Genomic DNA, 19,798 nt, shown 5'->3' with positions numbered 1-19,798 from the left:
TCAGTGCCAAACACTTATTGGTTCAGCTCTTCATTTGCTTGCTCGACTAAAGGCTGCATAAGTAGGCCAATGCGCTCTTTTAAACGTCCATACTCTGCAAGAAGACGCTCAGCTTTCTTTAATCTCTTGGCTTTGTCGTACTGACTCTTCACACTTCTGATACGTTTTTGCAGCTCTCTAATTTGTGGGGTTGTCACGGAGAACACGGCCCTATGCTGGCAGGCCGGACACTGGACATATCCAATGACAACACTATTCTTCCTTTTCTGCTCCTTCATAACGATTGCATGAACGTCTCCACAATGCTCGCATTTACTAAGAGGTTTCATGATCTTCCCCTCTGATCATGGAAGTATCGATTATAAACGATTGCCTTTGATCCAAACTTGCTTTCTCTATCAATGTATTCAAAGTCGATATGTGTTGGATGAAAACCTGTATCATCATTCGGTAAGAATGAAAAATCCACACTGACTTTATCTTCAATCTCTTTTCCTTTGTAAAAAACACGTGGTACCGAATCAATATCCTCAAGCTCAATTTGCAGCAAAGGAGTTGCTTTTTTCGATGGTGCTTCTGTACTGTATCCACCAAATACCGAATATCTGTTATCATCATTAATAACTGCCTGGTCATCCACACGAACAAATCCAGTTAGCAAAATACCAAGCTTATAGAGACGTTTAATCGCATCCCTCGGCACCCCTTCATCAAAAACGACGTTATATAGCCCGTCGACTTCTGATCCATCCACATATCCGATAATATTCACATCGGGATATTTACGATGAAAAATCTTTACAATCGCCTTATTTACAAGGACTGGATAACCATTTTCTCTCGCAAATTCCATAAGCGCAGTTGTTTTACCAAGCCGCCTTTGTCCCTGTCTTACAAAAATAAACTCATTCTTTTCAGCAGCCTTTTCCAACAACTCTAAGATACTGGCATGCGCTAAATTCAATTCAAACATGCTTCTACCTCCTTTAAGAGCTCCAATCTTTCCTTCCGATTTGTTGTTTCCGCCCAATTATTAAACTCCTGAATTCCTATGTTCACCCGTTTTAAATGGAGTTCCTTTTGTTTCTCATTCAATTCAATTTTTCTCCGGCTGACTTCAATATCATAATTGATTTGTTTTAAAAGTAGCTCTTGTTCAGTACGCCAGGCTTTAAATTGTTTGACGTACAATTCATCCTCTGACAAGGTCAGTCCCCCTTTTGTTCGGTGAACAACTCACGTATTTTCTTTTCAGCTTTTGAAAAGCTCATTTCCTGTTCACCCGGAAAATAGAAGTCACCTTTAACTGTAGTCCCGAATTCAAATCTGACAGCTGCAACAATAGACACTCCGGCACTCTTTTTTATGCTGATACCACCGTGATAAATATCCTCTTTTGTTATCCGTTCTATTTTTTTTACAGCGACATCCACCAATAACGGTTTCATGACTATTCCTCCCTTAAATAAAAAACGCCCTCCCGTTTGGGAAAGCGTTTGGATATATTCTTTCTAAACCGGGCCCACACTCAGAGGCCTTCTTTGGCCGCCAATTGTCTTATTTGTGATTCGCTCGGTCTACGGAGAACATAAAAACGCCTTCCGAAAAGGAAAGCGTCTGTTATTACAAAGGTATATTATTTATATCCAAAGGCTCTCTACGAAGTTCTTCCCAGGAAGTTTTTAAATTTCTATTTTTCACATTTGAATCTTCAATATTAACTATTTCAGGTTCTTTTACTTGTCTTAATAGCTGTTCACCTATTTCACACAACCACTGATAAACAGCAGTATTTTCTATCTGTTTTACAAAAAGCTCATCAAAAGCTGCCTTGCCACCCAGTCCGCTATTTTCGTTTAAAATTGCTGGGAACGTAAGTCTCACTTCTAATTTTATTTGTTGGTCTACAGTGTAAATAGCTCGAACATGATCGCTAACTGGCTCGACTACCTTACAATTAATAACTGAGCTCATTTTCTCACCTCCTCTCCTCTATTATCGGGAAAAAAGAGTGAAAAAGGAACTGATTGCAAATTTTGTCGAACGATTCCCCCTTACGCTAAACGCTTATTAAATAGCGCCTTACCATACTCCGGGAGGAAGCCAAGCATTGTAAGACGGCATGTCCAAAAAACATACTGCTTACAAATCTCCCGATACCAAAGCCGCAAGACTAGCGCGATCCGGCTCAGAATGTTCCTCCCGTTTGGCTACATTCTTCATCGCCTTAATTTGAGTATCCGAATTCACCTTGATAAGGGAATGGTGCTTCTCCCGTTATTTCTTGATAAGTAAATCTTATCGACAAATTACGCATAAAAATTCCCCCTCTTTATCCCCCCGATTATCGGAAAAATGTCGGGATTTTGTCGGGTTTTTCTCGATAAAAAAAGCACTCAGATAATTCCGAGTGCTGTTGCTATACGGCAGATTGCCCGTTGCTTTATTTCATAATAGGTATCCTTTTTCATCCCGAGTTCCATATAAATATTAATGTCTTTCACCCTGGCAGCCGTCAGGTATTTCTTTTCGATGATCAAACGTTCTTCATCGTCCAAGCTGTTTTTTAAAGCCCGTTCCATCTGTTTGACTTTGAGTTCATTAACGGAAAATGAATCCCGGAGGGAAGGGAAAATGTTAATGCCGGCAGACGAACATTCTTTTTTATTCTCTAATTGGACTTTGAGCGCGCGGTAATTTTTCAGTTCTTTGATGACTATTTTTCGGACTGCCTTTTCGTCCACATCATCGAGAAAAGATAATTGTTCCTTTGACATCCTTTCCCTCCATTCGTTCATTTTTCTTTTTCCCATTCCTGAATCCGTCTTTCAGCAATCTCCATCCAGATGAACGGAGCGGCAAGAATGACGATTCCTATAATCACATATATCATGATTGCCCCCCTAGTTTTCCTCCACAATCACAACTGCATTGCTGATCATGATTCGTTTTCCGTCCAGGTCGAATTTCACCTTATTCCCATAGTCATTGACTTCAACATCAAATTTGCCTTTGTATGTTTTGATCTTATTTCCGTTCTGATCGTAGACAGTTGCCGTCCGGACCAATCCATTATTGGATGCGTTAAAATCCTTCACCATTCTATCCCATGACTCACAACCTGCCGCCAACGCGACAAACAGCAGAATTACGATTGTGGCAATAGCTTTTTTCATTTCTCATTCTCCTTCCACTGGTCAGCCCCCAATACTGGGTTTTGATTGATTACGGCTCCGCCGCCTCCCATCATTTCACCCTTTGAAGTCTTTTCACATCATCAATATTCATTTGATAGTCAGCCTCTCGGACGGCAGCAGCAAATGATTCAATCCCTTTTTCCCAAAGACCGTGACGCTCAATGATTTCCGAAAACTCTTCAACGTCATGCTCACGGATCCCCCAACTGTCAGGGTCTTCTGCGGGCCCGTACATAGTAATCCATTTGCTTGAGTCATTCGGATCGGGTTCCTCCCATTCCGAGCGGGTAAAATGACAAAGCTCATGATCGACCAGGGCGGCACGCTGCTCTTGGTTCATCGTTTTCCATGCTTCCTTATTGATGAATACAAAAAGCATGTAATCAGTCATATGGCGCTCAAAGGCCGTGCATTTTTTCGCCTTCCCGGCCCATTTGCTGTTACCCTCCCGGATGTAAAAACCAACGTGTTCCTTTGCATCTTTTAAATGCGGGTGGTGCTCATCGATTAAACTTTCGGCCAGCTGCCGCACCTCTGCTGATTCTTCAAACCCTACAAATGCCATGATCATTTTCCCCTTTCAATCAATTTCTTTTTGAATATTTCGTCTAATTCAGTTAATGAAAGCTCATACAGCTGCCGGCCGTCTGGCGTTTTAAAAAATCCCATTTTAAGCAGCCGCGATTTAAGCTCGTCCTTTTTCCTTTCACAATAAAGGGCCTTCATTAAGTCATTCACAACAGGCCCCCCTTTAACAGCTCCCGGGCCATATAATGAAAATGGTGATAGATATAGTTTCCGGTCGCGCTTGGATTAATAAAAACGGTTGAGAAATTGTAACGGACTTCAAACGTTTTTAAGCTGCCAAGCAGAGACTGCGGCTTATATTGTGAGCGATATTTTCCGTTCAATATTTTTTGGTAGCCTTCCAGATCCTCCACAAGAAGAGTGAAGGGGTGTTTGGATGCACGAATCAATTCATTTTCAAACCGGGAACGGTCCTTAATGGATTGAACTAGCTCATCAACTCCGTTTTTCCGTTCGATAGCAGCATTCAAATACATGTCCCGGCTGATCCCGTATTCCTCGTTTTTCGGGATCATGGCGGAATAGTCGCCCGTCTTCATCCCTTTGAATTTGATGGATACGTTCTTTTTGCGGAGATAGTCAAGAACATGCTGGTTCTTCTGCTCCCTCGTATCCACAATAATGATCATGCTGTCGAGAATATTTTTTAATTCTGTATCCGAATAGTTATAGTGAATAATCGTCATGCTTTCTTCCCCTTAAAGTACGACATGGCCCTTTCATAGATTTCTAAAGAGAGCTTATCCGTTTCTTCATCCTCAAAGTTCGCAACGGAGCTGTTCAGATCTCTCCAGCCGTTCTCCCAAAATAGAACGAGCAATCTCGCGACTTTGGTTGCCGCATCCCAATCATGATTGAACCAGTCGTCTATTTTTGGATTCATTTTTTGATCGATTCCCATAAAATAATTGATGATTTTATCAATTGTCTGTTTGACTTTGTGATCCTGCATTGAGTATTCACCTTTTAAGTACTGGATGATCCGTTTTTTATGTGACTGAACAAATTCCTCGAGCTCCGGATATACGTTCTCCGGATGCTCGATGTAAAGATCATTCCCATCCAGGACTAAAGGTGAACCTAAAAAGGCAAGGTCATCACAAATTTGTTTTGGGTGCATTTTCCTCACCTTTGACAAAGAGCTTATTTCCTTTACCCCTTTTGAATTCATAACCATAGGTAGCTACAACATTATAAAAATTTCTTTTGCCTAGTAATAAGCTTTTGACCCACTTTTCATATTCTTGATAAAGTTCTTTAGCCTCAATCTGTTGTTTAGAAATTTTAGAGGAATACTTTTTCAAAAATGTTGATATTAATGATTGTTTATCATTTTCATTCCGAACACTTAGTTGTTTTTCTAAGTCTTCAATGACTTTGTTCAACCTATCAATTTCTCTTTTTTGGTTGATATACAATTTATTTTTTTCCGTTAAGGTCATTTCATCTATTTTCAATATCGTACTCATTATTAAGACTCCTTTCATCCGTCCCCGCACAAATTTCCAAACATTAGGGGTTACTGAGTTATCATGGGTTGTCGTTTTTGACATTAAAGCCCTATAAGTAATTAATATATATATATTTATTTTTTATTTATTTTTTTCAGTAGACTAAACAGACAGATTCGACAACCCCTAGTAACCCCCAATAAATGTAAAACATTGATAAATCCTTATATATCAATAGTTAAAACTTCTTTCTATTGATTGAAGTAACCTTATCCGGGTTACCTTTTGAAGTGATTTCAGTAACCCCTTCAGTAACCCGTCCATCATTATTTTTCAAAAAACTTCCTCCAGCATACCGATTTAATGTCATCCCATAAATAAATGTTTTATTTTTTGCTCCCTTTGCCTTTTTAAATCCTCTAATCTCCAATTGCCGGTAAAAAGCTCGGTTTTTTAACTCAACGTCATCATTTTCATAACACCAATCCTTATACTCTTTATAGAGCTCCTTGGCTTCAATCTTTACAGCTGAATGAATAACACACCTTTCATCCAGAAACGGTCCAAGAATGTCCATATCATCCCGGTATCCTTCCGTCGCCTTCCTGATCGCTTCCGGTTCTCCAAGGCCTTCCTTCTGCCACTTCAAACAGCCTTCAACAGCCCAGCGGAGGATTCCAGGCATTTCCGCGGCTAGTTTCTGCGGCAGCTTCTTGTCTACTTTTTCTTTTGGAATCGTGACAGTAAACGGGATCAGCCGGATCCGGCGCCAAATACCCTCATCGCTGCCTTTCACGATCGGTTTATGATTTGTGGTAAAGAAGACTTTAAATTCCGGCGTAAACTCAAAATATTCCTGGCGCAGGAAACGCGCTGACATCTTTTCGCCGCCGGTGATCTGCTTCACCAACGATTCAGACAGCTGCTGCCCTTCTTCACTCTCAACAGCCGACACAAACCGGGCGCCGTCCAGCCGGGCAATATCATTGTTTATGGCACTGTCATTTTTCTTCTTTATGAAGGTGTCGCTGTTGGTCTGGCGGCCATAATCCCCAAACAAGTGCTGAACGGTATTGATAAAAGTTGATTTACCATTCCGGCCGTTCCCAAATAGAAAGAACATGACTTGTTCCGTGGTATCTCCGGATAGTGAATAGCCAATTGCCTTTTGCATGAAATCAATAATTTCATAATTTGGCGTGCCCTGGTCATCTATAAAAATACTTTCCAAGAAAGTTTTCCAGTTCGGGCAGTCGGCATCAGTTTGATAAGCGATAGGAGATATTTTCGTGAAAAGCAGATCCCGATCATGCGGCAGAAGTTCTCCTGTTTTTAGATCGATCACACCGTTATCGCAATTAAAAAGATATTTGTGGGAATCCAGTTCCTGCTTCCTCACTGAAACCATTGGCCGGACATCTAAAATTGTGTTCATCCGTATGTTGCGGCGCTCGCATTTTTTCGCCCAATCGTTCAGCTGCTTTTTTCGGAATTTGTCTTCTGTGGCCTTGGCCTCGCCGTATAATGCCCGTAATGTTTTCGCGGTGATGGCTTCAATTTTTCGTTTGCTGTCTTCTTCCCATCGCTTGCCGTTCCAGATCAGCCAGTCGAGCTCGTTACAGTATCGAATATTTTTCCCGTGGTAGTAGACAATCCGTTCCGCGTTGCCGAGCTCCGTCAAATGAAACACCGGCGGGGTGTCAATGATCTCTTCGGTATCCTCAACCTTTGAATTTTCCGGATGGGAAATGTACACTTCATACGGCTGTTCTTGCTGCTCTTCCATCAAATCAGAAATTGTTGTATGGGTAGAATAAACGGCCGCAGCAATGGTCATTTCTCCATATGTAGAGCCGTCGGATGAATGCTGCCGATCCCATTTCTCCCGGAACAAACCTGATTCGCGAAACATTGAATCCATTTTTGCGGGATCCTTATCCGTCCAGAATGCCAGGTGATTACACAGAGCCATATCTGTGGCCGAGTGATCATCATTTATCAGATGACCGTTAAACAGATCCTGAATGCTCTTCCCGTTCTTGCTGTTGAACATCCTTTCCCATATCTCCTTATTGGAGAGAGTGCTCATATCACGGGATGAAGCGGCAGGCGGGTTGGACAGTTTGGATTCTTCTCTTTTGTCCTTCAAATATTTATCGAACAGCTTTTTTAGCTCGTCCGTTCGTTCTTCAACTGCCCCGATTCCAAGGCTATTACCGGTAAAGGTAAAGTAGCGGCCATGGCGGTATACTTCCAGCCCAAGTTCCGGATTTTTTCTCCCTGTACCCGGCCCCCGCAATGGGATCTTACCTTTTGTGATAATGTGGACGCCCTTGCCGCTGGGTGAATATTCGGTGTAGCTGCCAATCGCCTGAACAATTTCCTCAGCGAATGGGGACAAGACACCATCTTCCACACAATGATCTATGTCTATGCCGATGAACGGATCATCTTTTGAAAACATGAAGCCGATCCCGTCATAATCTCGATCGTTATAAAATTTCAAAACGGTCGGGAATGTCGACCAGGTTCTTTTATTACTGGATTGAGCCATGCTGCCGTCAATCTGGTACGGCACTTTTGTTTTCTTACCGTCACGTTCTTCGGAACGCCATAAAATCCACTGAGGGGCGTTTTTTAGCTCTTGCGGTATGTTCTTAAATTCGTACATGTGATAACTCCCCTTTAAAAACGAGGGAGCTATAACTCCCTCAAATGTGTTTTTTATGATCAAAACGGTACATCATCGTCACTGATGTTAACTGGAGCTGCTTCTGGTGCCGGCGCCTCAGACGGCTTAAACGCTTTGACTTCCGGATATTTTTTGCCGTTGTGCTCTCGTTCTCCGACAACCAGGCGAACCGGTTTATTCAGAAACGCATTGGCCCATTCGATATGATCTTTAAATTTCATTCCGTTTGGAAAACCCGCGGCCTTTGATGCTTGATGAAATCTCCACATTGAATTTTCCGTAACGGTGAAGTTATCGTATAGGATTTTTTGGCCTTGACATGGCTGTTCAACATCAGAACGGATTTCATAATCTACGACAAGGCGCTCGTTTCCGGATGCAGCCGTTTTGGCTTCAAAGTTGATAACTGTCGCTTCATATTCTCCTGGTTTAATAGGTTCAAAAGCTTCACCTTTGCTGTGGTCTACTGTGAACATATTTAATTCCTCCATTCATTATTTTCCGTTTAAAACTGCTGCAAGATTTTCAGCTATAGACGCAATTACATTAGAATCTGTAATGTCTTCATTTCTTAGGTCATAAAGCACGCTATCGATACCACTGTTTAATCTATCAATCTCCGAAATTAACCAGGGGATGTCTTGACGAGCGTTAGCAATAAAAATACAATCGTTTTCTCTTGGGATATTTGGATAATCTACCTGCACCGCGGCAATTGAACCATAGCCCGGCCCTTTCGGCCCCCAAATTAATCTGGCTTTCCCTCGGTCATAGTTGATATCACTATTTGGTGACCACGGCCCAGCTGTTGCCGCAGCAACACGTTGGCGAATTTCCTCAAGCTTCATTTTGATCACCCCCTGCAGCCTTTAATCTCTCAAGGGCAGCCGTCGCAAGCTTTTTATTCCATTGATCAAGTTTTTTATTGGCTTTGATCTGAAATTCTTCAACCATCTGCGCGGCTGCTTCGTTGCCGGAAACAATCGCTTTAATTTCCTCAATCAAACGGAGCCGCTCTGCTTCTTCCTCTGCCTTCACGTCAATGCCGAGCTCAAGCCATTGGTAAAGCTTGCGGCCGACTTCTGGATTGAGTTTAAAAGAAGAGCCTTCAAACATGCGGGTATTGTCTTTTGATGTTTCCGCCATATGATCGATACTGATATTGAAATTCAGCATGAATTCATATTCCATTTCATCCTTCTGCACAGGCTTGGTCCCGACTTTGCGCGGTGCCATCTTTCCGTTTTCATCCGGTTCGACTACATACTCCGTTTTTGTTCTCAATGTCGCCAAGATGTGGACATCGTTTTGCGTTAAGGTCTTAATCAATTTGGTTGTTTCAGGCGCAAGCTTGCCCCAATTTTGAAATGAGTTGCCTGACATGCTCCCGTGTTTTTCTACTATCCCGCCTTCCCCTTGCCAGTTGTGGGAAAGCGAATCAATTACGACCACCTCGGCCCCAGCGTTCTTGATAGCCTCCACAGCCATTTGATAACGTTCTGTGGTGTAAGGCGGCGTAAAATCAATATGTTTAAAACTACCGATCCGCACGTCATCAAATTGCAGGTTTGCATACAGTTTGGCGCGGCGGTGCTCAGTATCCACAACACCAATCTTTGACCAGACTTCCTCATCGCTTGCTTCCGGGTATGCTTCCCGCATCATTCCGTAAGCGACAAGCAGGGCGCCGGCAGTCTTTCCGGATCCACTCGGCCCGATAAAGCCGACAATTGCCTTTTCCTTTTCACGCTGTGCGTTTGTGACTTGAAACATCTATCACACCTCCACTTTGAAGCTGGTGGAGGCAGGTTCTATTTCTACCCCCGGCACAGCTTGTCCATTTTCATCAACGACAACCTTTTTGCCGTCAACCTCTTTGATGGACAGAGATTTTTTAAAGTCGCCCCATTTGACATCTTCTTTGATAAATTCAGTGAGCTCGGCCTCTTTAACATGCTTGAGAAGCTGGTCCTTATCGGCTGGCTTAGGCTGCTCTTTAATTGTGCGGCTTTTTGACTTGCCGTAAGGTGTGGAAAGTGTTTTTGCTTTCGGATCCTGCTCGAGCTGCTTTGAGTGATAAACGCTGACCAGGTTTTCAAAGAACGCCAGATTGTCCGCGACAGGTTTTAGCTCCTGAGTTTCCCATTCATCGATACGCTGCCTTTCCGTTGCCGCCAGAGCCTTGATTTCTTTTTCCTGTGTCTTTAAAGCAGCTATTTTCCGAAACGCCCAATTTAGACTATTCATGTCCGTGATCTCAAACTGTGGACGGCTCTCCTGCGGCATACTGCTATTTGAAATTTCGTTTAATTCGAATGCCTGTAAAGGATTCATGTATATTGCCTCCTAATTGATTTTGTAATAGACTCCATTTAAAATGAGGTTGTTAAGTGTTGTTTTTAGTCGCCTCTGCCAAGGCGGCTTTTTTATTCATAAGCTGACCGATAAAATGCAGCAACTTGAATATTCCTGTTAATTTCAGTCTCATACCAAAAGCTATCACCATAGGAACGCTGATCAATCTCTGTATTCAATTTTTCAGCTGCCTCTTGCACATTTTGAAGAGCTGACCTTTCATCTTTATCGTGATAGGTAATGTCAATCCTCCCACCATTTCGCAATGCATTTTCGACAAGGTGCAATACTGAGTCAATCTGTTTTTGATCCATTTTCATCCTCCTTTTCTATCTCGTCTTTCAAATATTCCAAAGGATAGCCGTAACGATTGATTTCTGTAATTATTGGATGCTCGATATTCATTGAAACGATCTCCCTACTGTTGAAACGTTTAACCCTCTGCCTGCAAATTTGGATGCTATTTCGTGAAGCCGCACAACCTGTTCCGGGTGCTCCATTCGTTTAAGGTCCTTGCAATTTGAAATGATTGTCGCCGCGATTTCAACACACCCATCAAAGTCCTGGTCCTCAATGGCAGCGGGAAGCAATTCAGAAATAAGATATTGAGTTGACTCGATTAGCCTTCCCGCCTTTTCGCGGTCAGCTTTTAGAAAATGATATAAGTTCATGCTTGAGCTCCTTTCGATTTTGTAAATGCTTGATAAATCTTCATAAAACGCTCTGCCTCACTTAATGCAAGCCATTCTTTTGCTTTGATCTTCATTTCCTCACCTCCCTTCAATGGGTCATAACATCTACAGCAATGTCGTTTTTATCAGCGAATTCTTCAAACAGACTTTTTTGTCCTGATGCTCTTCTTAAAGCACTAACTGTCGTTACCGAGGTAACCATGAATAAACTGATATCCGGATTCTGATAATTCCAAAGGAAGTCGAAAACCTCTTCTTCCGTTCCTATGCAATTGTCAAACCCTTTTTCTTTGACAGCATGCACGGTACTGAAATAGTCTTTCATTCCAAACTTTTCACCATCATACTGCTTACGGATAGGGAACATCTGCATCAATTCTCTAGGTGTAAGCTCTCCTATTACGGTTTGAATGAACTCTATTAAACGCATCTTTACTTCTAGGGAACGGCGTGATCTAGCCTTCTCCAAGTTGATCAACTTGATTCCAGTGAACGCGATTTTCTTGAAATCGTCTGTCTCAATTCGGTTAGTTCTTTGTATTTTTCTCGCACTCTCAATTACCGCTTTTTGAAACATCCTGCGGTAGATTGAATAGTAGTCCGGCTTTCGAGTACCATCGATCACTTTAAGTTGTGATGTCATGAAGAAACCTCCTTTTGTTCTCTCTATTGATTAACTCCCTAAAAGTTATTGTCTTAATGCCTTGGCTGTTCAGCCAACCAGGTCAATAGAAATTTTTCACATTCTTTTGCTGGAAAAAGCCATTTCTTTCCGACTCGATACTTAGGAAAGCGAGGATCGTAAAAAAACGTGTCCTTTATGAAATTAGGGCTCATGTTGGTCTGTCGACACAGTTCTTTCATGTCCCAGAACGTAAATTGATTTTTAATTTCATTCAGGTGTTTGCGCATTTCATCAAGAAATTGGCGTTCAATTTGTTCTTGATCTACCTTCACCGTGAGCATCGCTATTATAAAACCTCCTCTATATCAAGGATTGTGGCAATTTTCTCTCTGACTTTTTTGCCCTTTCTTTTACCAAGCAAAATGTCAGAGAGATACGCATTCGAAATGTTTAGCATCTTTGCTAAATCCTTTTGTTGCATGCCGTTAATTATTAACCAGGTCTTAACCCTTTTTCCGAAATCCAATTCCACAGAAAACGCCTCCTTTTTTAGATTTTTAGCTAAATATTCAGCTTTTTATTGACATAAATTAAAGAATATTGTAGAGTATAGACATATCTAAATAAACCCTACAAAAACAGCCTGAAACGTTGGGGGACGTAGCTTAAGGCTTTAATTTGTAGTGTCTAAGAAGCTGAATAAATAGCTTATGAACACAGTTTATTAAAGATTTCTTTAAATGTCAACTTGTTTTTAAAGATTTCTTTAATTAGTTTTCATGAGCCATTAAGGATGGTTGATATGATTACGTTTGAAAGAGTTAAAAAACTTTGTAAAGATCGAGGCATAAGCCTCTCAAGACTAGAAGAAAATGTAGGATTCGGAAAAAACTCTATTTATTCATGGAAGCAGAATAACCCTTCGAGTGACAAACTCAAAAAAGTAGCCGACTACTTCAATGTATCTGTTGACTACCTACTCGGCCGCACTGATGATCCGAAAATACAAGGTCAGTACGACATAGATACTATAGCCGCTCATCACGATGGTGAAGATTGGACAGAAGAAGAGTTAAGGGAGATCGAACGTTTCAAAGAGTTTGTCCGCTTAAAAAGAAAACAACAGGAGTAGTTGAGATGTACGAAGCGTTACTTTCAGAGGCTACTCACCTTGGTATAGACACCTATGAAAAACAAATGCCTCATAGACTCAGGGGATTGTACTCAAAAAATGTTATTTTGATTAATAAAAACATGGAAACCTCTTATGAAAAAACTTGTATACTTGCCGAAGAACTTGGTCATTATTATACATCGAGTGGGGATATAGTTGATCAAGATACAATTGAAAAGCGAAGACAAGAAAAAATCGCGAGAACGTGGGCTTACGAAAAGCTAGTACCTTTGTCCAAAATTGTTCAAGCCCACAAAGAAGCTATAAGAAATAGGTATGAGCTTGCTCAGTATCTTGAGATTACAGAAGAATTTTTAGATGACGCCATTAAGCGCTATAAAGAAAAATACGGTGCTACTGTTAACTATGGTGAATACACCATTTGTTTTGAACCACTTGGTGTAATAGAGTGGTTTGACAATTCTTTTTAACCTAAAAATCGAACATACTTTCTGATAATGAGGTGAAAAGATGGCTAGTTTCAGAAAACACGCTAACGGATCATGGGAATACCGGATACGGTATAAGGACAGGAAATCAAACAAATACAGAGAAAAATCAAAACGCGGTTTTAAGACCAAAAAAGAAGCACAGCTAGCAGCTGCACAAGTTGAAATGGAGATTGATTATTATGGTTTCGCCGAAGATGGTGATGAAAAAACTGACACCTATTTTGAAAGTTGGTTGGAAATATACAAAAAACCAAATGTCAAACCGATCACCTATTCCCTTCAAGAAAGGAATGTGAGATTAAACATTCTCCCACGGTGGGGCGACTATAAATTAAAAGAAATTAATCGAAATGAATATCAAAAATGGATCAATGAATTGAGGGGGCACTATAGTGAAGGAACAGTGAGAAGGATTCACAGCATTATGAACACCGCACTCAACGATGCGGTATACGAATTCAGAATCCTTCGGGAAAATCCCGTAACGAGGATCAATATTCCAAAAGACACAAAGACTAACAAGGTAATAAAATTCTTTACTATAGAAGAATTGAACAAGTTCCTTAACAAAGTAAAGGAGCCTCAAAAAAAATCAAAGTATCAACATTCAATACAGTATTATGCGCTTTTTTCTCTAATAGCGAGGACCGGTCTTCGCATTGGTGAAGCCTTGGCATTAACATGGGATGACATAAACTTTGAAGAAAACACCCTTACAGTCAATAAGACGCTGGTTTATCCAACTAATTCAACACCATACCTTTCTACGCCTAAATCAAAAGGGAGTTTACGAACCATAAAACTCGATGAAAATACAGTCCATATTATGAAAAAGCATAAAATCAACCGGAATGAAGTTGTTTTGAAATACAAAAATTATAAAAGGCCAGAGACCAATATTATATTTTTTCAACATGATGGTCGTTGGCTCCGGACAAACGTTGTCAGAGAATATTTCAAAGAAGTGTGTAAAAGGGCTTGTTTACCTATTCTGTCCCCACACGCTCTTAGACATAGTCATGCGGTTCACCTTCTTGAAGCTGGTGTTAATATTAAATATGTATCAGAGAGGTTAGGGCATTCAAGTATAAAAATGACCGCAGATACATACCTTCATATCACCAAAAAGATTGAAGACCAAGCCATGGATTTGTATCTGCGGTACACAAGCATATAATATTTTGTGGGTGTTTTGTGGGTGCAATCAAATATTAATCCGATCACACCCTTTAGTATCAAGGGTTAACCTATAGACCCTTCCATCTCGAACTTAATCAACCGGTTCATCTCAACCGCGTATTCCATCGGCAGTTCTTTTGTGAATGGCTCGATGAAGCCCATGACGATCATTTCCGTCGCTTCTTCTTCGGAAATGCCGCGGCTCATCAAGTAGAAGAGCTGCTCTTCAGATACTTTTGAAACTTTCGCTTCGTGCTCCAATGAAATGTTGTCGTTTAAGATTTCATTGTAAGGAATCGTATCTGAAGTTGATTTGTTATCCATGATCAGCGTGTCGCATTCGATGTTTGAGCGGGCGCCTTCCGCTTTGCGTCCGAAGTGGACGATTCCGCGGTATGTGACTTTTCCGCCTTGTTTTGAGATCGATTTTGACACGATCGTTGATGACGTATTCGGCGCAAGGTGGATCATTTTCGCACCCGCGTCCTGATGCTGGCCTTTGCCTGCAAGAGCGATAGAAAGCGTCATGCCGCGCGCGCCTTCGCCTTTCAGGATGACGGCAGGGTATTTCATCGTCAGCTTGGAACCGATGTTTCCGTCGATCCATTCCATCGTCGCGTTTGCTTCACAAACGGCGCGTTTTGTAACGAGGTTAAAGACGTTGTTCGCCCAGTTTTGGATCGTCGTATAACGGCAGTAGCCGCCTTCTTTGACGATAATTTCAACGACCGCGCTGTGAAGCGAGTTCGTCGTGTAGACAGGTGCAGTACATCCTTCGACATAATGAACGTGCGCGCCTTCATCGACGATGATCAGCGTCCGTTCGAACTGCCCCATGTTTTCAGAGTTGATCCGGAAATATGCTTGCAGCGGGGTATCCACTTTTACGCCCTTCGGCACGTAAATGAATGATCCTCCTGACCAAACCGCTGAGTTAAGCGCCGCAAATTTGTTGTCTGTCGGCGGAATGACTTTTGCCCAGTGTTCGCGGAAAATGTCTTCGTTCTCCTTGAGGGCGCTGTCCGTATCTTTAAAGATGATTCCTTGAGACTCAAGGTCTTCTTTCATGTTGTGGTACACGACTTCTGATTCGTATTGCGCGGAAACCCCGGCCAAATACTTTTGTTCAGCTTCAGGGATGCCCAGCTTGTCAAACGTTTCTTTGATTTCTGCCGGCACTTCGTCCCATGATCTTTCCGAACGCTCGGAAGGTTTTACATAGTACGTAATTTCGTCAAAGTTCAAAGAGTTTAAATCTCCGCCCCATTGAGGCATTGGCATGTTATAGAAATGTTCAAGAGATTTCAGGCGGAAATCGAGCATCCACTCCGGCTCTTCTTTCATGCGTGAAATTTCTTCAACGATTTCTTTTGTCAGTCCCCGCTCTGAACGGAAAATGGAAACGTCTTTGTCGGCAAAGCCGTATTTATATTCGCCGATATCCGGCATTTTTTTAGCCATCCATTTTCACTCCAATCTTATTCATTATCGCTTTCATCTTTGGCAACGCCTTTTTCGAGGGCTTTCCATGAAAGGGTTGCACATTTGATTCGGGCTGGAAACTTTGAGACGCCTTGAAGGGCTTCGATGTCGCCCAGATCGATCGAATCGTCATAGTCCTTGCCCTGCATCATGTCTGAAAAGATATGTGACATCTGAAGGGCTGTCTCCACGTCTTTTCCTTTGATCGCCTGCGTCATCATTGAAGCGGACGCCATGGAAATGGAGCAGCCTTCACCTTCAAATTTTGCATCTTCTACTTTATCGTCCGTAATCTTCATCGTCAGCCTGATTCGGTCACCGCATGTCGGATTGTTCATGTCAACGACGATGCTGTCGTTTAAAACCCCTTTATTTCTCGGGTTTTTGTAGTGATCCATAATCACCTGCCGATACAGTGTATCCAAGTTCACATTAAAAGACATTTGTGAAATACTCCTTTGTCTTCTGAAGAGCTGCAATCAGTTTGTCGATATCTTCTTCTGTATTATACAGATAAAAGCTTGCTCTTGCAGTAGCGGAAACATTCAGCCATTTCATCAAAGGCTGTGCGCAATGGTGGCCGGCTCTGACGGCGACTCCTTCCGCATCCAGCACGGTTGCGACATCGTGCGGATGGACGTCTTCGATGTTGAATGTCACAAGGCCTGCGCGGTGTTCGGGTCCGTAGACAGTCGCGCCTTCCAGCTCTTTAAAACGATCGAGCGCATATGAAGCCAGGCGGTGTTCGTGTTCTGAAATGGCGTCAAGCCCGATCTCTTCCAGGAAGTCAATCGCCGCTCCCAATCCGATCGCACCCGCGATAATCGGCGTGCCCGCTTCGAATTTCCAAGGGAGCTCCTTCCAGGTTGATTCGTAAAGATCGACAAAATCGATCATCTCTCCGCCGAATTCCGCCGGTTCCATGTTTTCGAGCAAAGCTTTCTTTCCATACAGTACCCCAATTCCGGTCGGACCACACATTTTGTGGGCGGAAAAGGTGAAGAAATCGCAGTCCAGATCCTGTACGTCGATTTTCAGGTGCGGCGTGCTCTGCGCGCCGTCAACGACCATTACTGCACCGTTTTCATGGGCGATCTTTGCGATTTCTTTAATCGGGTTAATCGTCCCGAGAACGTTTGACACGTGTGCGCAAGATACAATTTTCGTGTTGGCGGTCACCGTTTTTCTGACATCGTCCAATGAAATGGTGCCGTCTTCCTGAAGCGGAATGTACTTCAGTTCTGCGCCGGTCGCTTTCGCCGCCTGCTGCCAAGGAATGATGTTGGCATGATGCTCCATCGGCGTAATCACGATCTCGTCGCCCGGCTTGAGATTGGCGCGGGCATAGCTTAGCGCAATTGTGTTCAGGCCTGTTGTCGTGCCCCGCGTAAAAATAATTTCCTGCATCGATTTCGCGTTGATAAACTTCCTGACCTTCTCACGTGCTCCTTCATATCCATCGGTAGCTCTCGTACCCAGTGTATGAACGCCGCGATGGACATTAGAATTATAAGATTTGTAATACTGATCGAGCGCGTCTATGACGACACGCGGCTTTTGCGATGTAGCCGCGCTGTCCAGATAGACGAGGTCGTGCCCATTGACTTGTTGGTGGAGAATCGGAAACTGTTCGCGAATATCTTTGACATTCATTATTTTACTTTCCTTTCAATCACGGAGACGAGCTGTTTCTTCACGCCTTCGATCGGAAGTTCGTTGACGACCGGTGCAAGGAATCCGTAGATGACGAGACGCTCTGCTTCTTCTTTCGGAATCCCTCTGCTCATTAAATAGTAGAGCTGAACCGGGTCGACGCGGCCGACAGATGCAGCATGGCCGGCGGTAACGTCATCTTCATCGATTAAAAGAATCGGGTTCGCGTCGCCGCGCGCTTTTTCGCTCAGCATAAGGACGCGTGATTCCTGCTCCGCATTTGATTTAGACGCGCCGTGTTCGATTTTTCCGATGCCGTTGAAGATCGAAGATGCGGAATCCTTCATGACGCCGTGCTTTAAGATATAGCCTTCTGAATGCTTTCCGTGGTGAATGATTTGCGTCGTAAAGTTTTGAGTCTGCTCTCCTCTGCCGACGACAACCGTTTTCGTGTCGCCGAACGTGCCGTCTCCATGCAGATTTGTCGTGTTTTCCGAAACGGTGTCTCCGTCATTCATCAGACCGAGCGCCCACTCGATTTTGCTGTAGCGTCCGAGGGCTGCGCCGCGGCGGCTTACATACGCCGTCACGCCTGCAGACAGATTGTCTACCGCGCCGTATTGCACGCGGGCGTTTGCGCCGGTGATCACTTCTGAGACGATGTTAAACACCGCTTTTTTAGGGTTGACCGTACTGATGTAGTTTTCTACATATGTCACAGAGCTGTTGTCTTCAGCTACGACAAGCACATGGTTGAAAAGGGCCGTGTCATTGCTTTCATGGACATAAACGGCTTGAACGGGAGCTTCGAGCTCAACGTTTTTCGGAACATAAAGGAACGCTCCGCCGTTCACAAGAGCCGCGTGCAGCGCTGTTAATTTATGTTCATCGACTTTTACGCCGTCTTTCATAAAATACTTTTTGACAAGGTCGCTGTGTTCACGGAATGCTGTATGAATATCTGTGAAGATCACGCCTTTGTCCTTCAGCTCTTTGGAGAGCGACAAATACGCCGGCGTTTGATCCCGCTGAATGTAAAGCGTCTTGTCTTCGTTGTCAAGATCGATCAGCGATTTCACTTCATCTGAAAGATCATCCAAGGAATCAAGCGGTTTATTTTCTACAATATGCTTGTTAAACTGCGTGAAATTCCAATTTGTAATTTTGGTTTTGTCAGGCTTAGGCAGCGGCAGCTCTTCGGCTTTTTCAAGCGCTTCTAAGCGCAGGTCCTGCAGCCAAGCCGGTTCCTGATGCTTCTCAGAGAAGCTTTTGACATATTCCCGGTCTACAGATAGTTTTGTTTCGAGTGTCATGTTTATCCCCCTAACGCTTACGCTTCTTGACCGACAGTTTCGTCTTCGATTCCAAGCTCATGCTTAATCCAGTCGTATCCTTCAGCTTCCAAACGCTGTGCAAGCTCAGGTCCGCCTGATTTAACGACGCGGCCTTGCATCATGACGTGCACGTGGTCAGGCGTGATATAGTTCAAGAGACGCTGATAGTGCGTGATGATCAGGCAGCCGAAGTCTTCGCCGCGCATTTTGTTGATGCCTTTTGAAACGACTTTAAGAGCGTCGATGTCCAATCCGGAGTCGATCTCGTCAAGGATTGCGATTTTAGGCTCAATCATCATCAGCTGAAGAATTTCGTTGCGTTTTTTCTCCCCGCCTGAAAATCCTTCGTTCAGATAGCGCTGCGCCATGTCGGGGTCCATTTCAAGAAACTCCATGTTCTCATCCATTTTGCGGATAAATTTCATTAATGAAATTTCATCGCCTTCTTCTCTGCGTGCATTGATGGCAGATCGAAGAAAGTCGGCGTTCGTTACACCGCTGATTTCGCTCGGATACTGCATTGCCAAAAACAGGCCGGCGCGGGCGCGCTCGTCCACTTCCATCTCAAGTACATCCTCACCGTCAAGCAGGATGCTGCCTTTCGTTACTTCATATTTCGGGTGTCCCATAATCGCCGCAGATAAAGTCGATTTACCTGTACCGTTCGGTCCCATGACAGCATGGAACTCCCCGCCTTTTATTTCAAGGTTTACACCTTTTAAAATCTCTTTCCCTTCAATCTCAACGTGAAGATCTTTGATTGTTAAAGTCGAAGCAGCCATGAAATATACCTCCAATATAAATAATCATCATTCTCAATTTATTCTCATTCTAATTTTATAACAAATGAAAAGTGAATACAACAAAAGTCTTTTTGACCTTTTTCGTGTACATGTTCTAAAGTGTAACAAAAATTGCTTTTTT

The 19,798-nt window shown here is 43.0% G+C and carries 30 protein-coding genes; 3 read left to right on the top strand and 27 right to left on the bottom strand.

The genetic code is table 11. The annotated features are described in order from the left end of the window. Positions 1–14 precede the first annotated feature (14 nt). The 22 genes from MHB78_RS05225 to MHB78_RS05120 form a co-directional block, all read right to left on the bottom strand. The gene (locus MHB78_RS05225) at positions 15–329 is read right to left on the bottom strand and encodes a hypothetical protein (RefSeq protein WP_340033685.1); all 315 of its coding nucleotides are present in this window, start codon (positions 327–329) and stop codon (positions 15–17) included. Next, positions 326–973 carry a hypothetical protein gene (locus MHB78_RS05220; protein WP_340033684.1) on the bottom strand — a complete coding sequence of 216 codons (648 nt, stop codon included), beginning with the start codon at positions 971–973 and terminating at the stop codon, positions 326–328. Before MHB78_RS05220 ends, MHB78_RS05225 begins: the two co-directional genes overlap by 4 nt. Then, positions 961–1,206 (bottom strand): hypothetical protein, encoded by a 246-nt coding sequence (locus MHB78_RS05215; protein WP_009330078.1) that lies wholly within the window; start codon positions 1,204–1,206, stop codon positions 961–963. The genes MHB78_RS05220 and MHB78_RS05215 overlap by 13 nt, the downstream gene beginning before the upstream one ends. A gap of 2 nt (positions 1,207–1,208) precedes the next feature. Then, positions 1,209–1,448 carry a hypothetical protein gene (locus MHB78_RS05210; protein WP_340033606.1) on the bottom strand — a complete coding sequence of 80 codons (240 nt, stop codon included), beginning with the start codon at positions 1,446–1,448 and terminating at the stop codon, positions 1,209–1,211. 175 nt (positions 1,449–1,623) lie between these two features. Continuing rightward, positions 1,624–1,974, bottom strand: coding sequence for a hypothetical protein (locus tag MHB78_RS05205; RefSeq protein ID WP_340033683.1), 351 nt, complete (start codon positions 1,972–1,974; stop codon positions 1,624–1,626). Between the two features lie 422 nt (positions 1,975–2,396). After that, positions 2,397–2,777: an ArpU family phage packaging/lysis transcriptional regulator gene (locus tag MHB78_RS05200; RefSeq protein ID WP_340033682.1), complete on the bottom strand. Its 381-nt coding sequence runs from the start codon at positions 2,775–2,777 to the stop codon at positions 2,397–2,399. A 126-nt stretch (positions 2,778–2,903) separates the two neighbouring features. Then, positions 2,904–3,176, bottom strand: a complete 273-nt coding sequence (locus MHB78_RS05195) for a DUF5052 family protein (RefSeq protein WP_065643439.1) — start codon at positions 3,174–3,176, stop codon at positions 2,904–2,906. 70 nt (positions 3,177–3,246) lie between these two features. Beyond that, positions 3,247–3,762 (bottom strand): putative metallopeptidase, encoded by a 516-nt coding sequence (locus tag MHB78_RS05190; protein WP_340033679.1) that lies wholly within the window; start codon positions 3,760–3,762, stop codon positions 3,247–3,249. 2 nt (positions 3,763–3,764) lie between these two features. After that, the gene (locus tag MHB78_RS05185; protein WP_105981187.1) at positions 3,765–3,935 is read right to left on the bottom strand and encodes a Fur-regulated basic protein FbpA; all 171 of its coding nucleotides are present in this window, start codon (positions 3,933–3,935) and stop codon (positions 3,765–3,767) included. Next, complete coding sequence (locus MHB78_RS05180; RefSeq protein WP_268296982.1) at positions 3,932–4,471, bottom strand: ERCC4 domain-containing protein; 540 nt, start codon at positions 4,469–4,471, stop codon at positions 3,932–3,934. Before MHB78_RS05180 ends, MHB78_RS05185 begins: the two co-directional genes overlap by 4 nt. Further along, positions 4,468–4,905: a hypothetical protein gene (locus MHB78_RS05175; protein WP_096892006.1), complete on the bottom strand. Its 438-nt coding sequence runs from the start codon at positions 4,903–4,905 to the stop codon at positions 4,468–4,470. Before MHB78_RS05175 ends, MHB78_RS05180 begins: the two co-directional genes overlap by 4 nt. Then, positions 4,883–5,254 carry a hypothetical protein gene (locus tag MHB78_RS05170; RefSeq protein ID WP_096892004.1) on the bottom strand — a complete coding sequence of 124 codons (372 nt, stop codon included), beginning with the start codon at positions 5,252–5,254 and terminating at the stop codon, positions 4,883–4,885. The genes MHB78_RS05175 and MHB78_RS05170 overlap by 23 nt, the downstream gene beginning before the upstream one ends. 220 nt (positions 5,255–5,474) lie before the next feature. Continuing rightward, on the bottom strand, positions 5,475–7,907 hold the full coding sequence (locus tag MHB78_RS05165) for a phage/plasmid primase, P4 family (protein ID WP_340033675.1): 2,433 nt from the start codon (positions 7,905–7,907) through the stop codon (positions 5,475–5,477). A gap of 59 nt (positions 7,908–7,966) precedes the next feature. Beyond that, positions 7,967–8,404 (bottom strand): DUF669 domain-containing protein, encoded by a 438-nt coding sequence (locus MHB78_RS05160; protein ID WP_340033674.1) that lies wholly within the window; start codon positions 8,402–8,404, stop codon positions 7,967–7,969. 18 nt (positions 8,405–8,422) lie between these two features. Then, positions 8,423–8,776 (bottom strand): hypothetical protein, encoded by a 354-nt coding sequence (locus MHB78_RS05155; protein ID WP_175075433.1) that lies wholly within the window; start codon positions 8,774–8,776, stop codon positions 8,423–8,425. Next, positions 8,766–9,701: an AAA family ATPase gene (locus tag MHB78_RS05150; protein WP_340033671.1), complete on the bottom strand. Its 936-nt coding sequence runs from the start codon at positions 9,699–9,701 to the stop codon at positions 8,766–8,768. Before MHB78_RS05150 ends, MHB78_RS05155 begins: the two co-directional genes overlap by 11 nt. Before the next feature lie 3 nt (positions 9,702–9,704). Continuing rightward, positions 9,705–10,262, bottom strand: coding sequence for a host-nuclease inhibitor Gam family protein (locus tag MHB78_RS05145; protein WP_340033669.1), 558 nt, complete (start codon positions 10,260–10,262; stop codon positions 9,705–9,707). Between the two features lie 92 nt (positions 10,263–10,354). Then, positions 10,355–10,597 (bottom strand): hypothetical protein, encoded by a 243-nt coding sequence (locus MHB78_RS05140; protein WP_340033668.1) that lies wholly within the window; start codon positions 10,595–10,597, stop codon positions 10,355–10,357. A gap of 87 nt (positions 10,598–10,684) precedes the next feature. Further along, on the bottom strand, positions 10,685–10,954 hold the full coding sequence (locus tag MHB78_RS05135) for a YqaH family protein (RefSeq protein ID WP_175075436.1): 270 nt from the start codon (positions 10,952–10,954) through the stop codon (positions 10,685–10,687). Positions 10,955–11,063: 109 nt separating this feature from the next. Then, positions 11,064–11,618 carry a hypothetical protein gene (locus MHB78_RS05130; RefSeq protein ID WP_175075437.1) on the bottom strand — a complete coding sequence of 185 codons (555 nt, stop codon included), beginning with the start codon at positions 11,616–11,618 and terminating at the stop codon, positions 11,064–11,066. 53 nt (positions 11,619–11,671) lie between these two features. Next, the gene (locus MHB78_RS05125) at positions 11,672–11,941 is read right to left on the bottom strand and encodes a group-specific protein (protein WP_268308218.1); all 270 of its coding nucleotides are present in this window, start codon (positions 11,939–11,941) and stop codon (positions 11,672–11,674) included. Positions 11,942–11,946: 5 nt separating this feature from the next. Continuing rightward, positions 11,947–12,132, bottom strand: a complete 186-nt coding sequence (locus MHB78_RS05120) for a helix-turn-helix transcriptional regulator (protein WP_073411963.1) — start codon at positions 12,130–12,132, stop codon at positions 11,947–11,949. A 270-nt stretch (positions 12,133–12,402) separates the two neighbouring features. On the opposite strand from MHB78_RS05120, the gene MHB78_RS05115 reads away from it, so the two are divergent. From MHB78_RS05115 to MHB78_RS05105, 3 genes are read left to right on the top strand one after another with little or no spacing between them, the layout of a single operon-like run. Then, on the top strand, positions 12,403–12,732 hold the full coding sequence (locus MHB78_RS05115; RefSeq protein ID WP_046132595.1) for a helix-turn-helix transcriptional regulator: 330 nt from the start codon (positions 12,403–12,405) through the stop codon (positions 12,730–12,732). Between the two features lie 5 nt (positions 12,733–12,737). Beyond that, positions 12,738–13,205, top strand: a complete 468-nt coding sequence (locus MHB78_RS05110) for an ImmA/IrrE family metallo-endopeptidase (RefSeq protein WP_326289133.1) — start codon at positions 12,738–12,740, stop codon at positions 13,203–13,205. Positions 13,206–13,245: 40 nt separating this feature from the next. Next, on the top strand, positions 13,246–14,403 hold the full coding sequence (locus MHB78_RS05105; protein ID WP_326289135.1) for a site-specific integrase: 1,158 nt from the start codon (positions 13,246–13,248) through the stop codon (positions 14,401–14,403). 65 nt (positions 14,404–14,468) lie between these two features. On the opposite strand, the gene sufB is transcribed toward MHB78_RS05105, so the two are convergent. Genes sufB through sufC form a run of 5 tightly spaced genes read right to left on the bottom strand, consistent with a single transcriptional unit; the run spans position 14,469 to position 19,656 of the window. Continuing rightward, positions 14,469–15,866 (bottom strand): Fe-S cluster assembly protein SufB, encoded by a 1,398-nt coding sequence (gene sufB / locus MHB78_RS05100; RefSeq protein WP_046130191.1) that lies wholly within the window; start codon positions 15,864–15,866, stop codon positions 14,469–14,471. 17 nt (positions 15,867–15,883) lie between these two features. Beyond that, on the bottom strand, positions 15,884–16,330 hold the full coding sequence (gene sufU, locus MHB78_RS05095; RefSeq protein ID WP_046130192.1) for a Fe-S cluster assembly sulfur transfer protein SufU: 447 nt from the start codon (positions 16,328–16,330) through the stop codon (positions 15,884–15,886). Continuing rightward, positions 16,320–17,540, bottom strand: a complete 1,221-nt coding sequence (gene sufS / locus MHB78_RS05090) for a cysteine desulfurase SufS (RefSeq protein WP_046130193.1) — start codon at positions 17,538–17,540, stop codon at positions 16,320–16,322. The genes sufU and sufS overlap by 11 nt, the downstream gene beginning before the upstream one ends. After that, positions 17,540–18,853, bottom strand: a complete 1,314-nt coding sequence (sufD, locus tag MHB78_RS05085; RefSeq protein WP_046130194.1) for a Fe-S cluster assembly protein SufD — start codon at positions 18,851–18,853, stop codon at positions 17,540–17,542. The genes sufS and sufD overlap by 1 nt, the downstream gene beginning before the upstream one ends. A 17-nt stretch (positions 18,854–18,870) precedes the next feature. Beyond that, a complete protein-coding gene (gene sufC, locus MHB78_RS05080; RefSeq protein WP_046130195.1) occupies positions 18,871–19,656 on the bottom strand; it encodes a Fe-S cluster assembly ATPase SufC in 786 nt (261 codons plus the stop codon). Positions 19,657–19,798: the final 142 nt, after the last annotated feature.

Origin of the sequence: Bacillus sp. FSL K6-0138, from assembly GCF_037982765.1 — a bacterium.
GTDB classification, from domain to species: Bacteria; Bacillota; Bacilli; order Bacillales; family Bacillaceae; genus Bacillus; species Bacillus glycinifermentans.
This window is presented reverse-complemented; position numbering and strand designations above follow the sequence as displayed.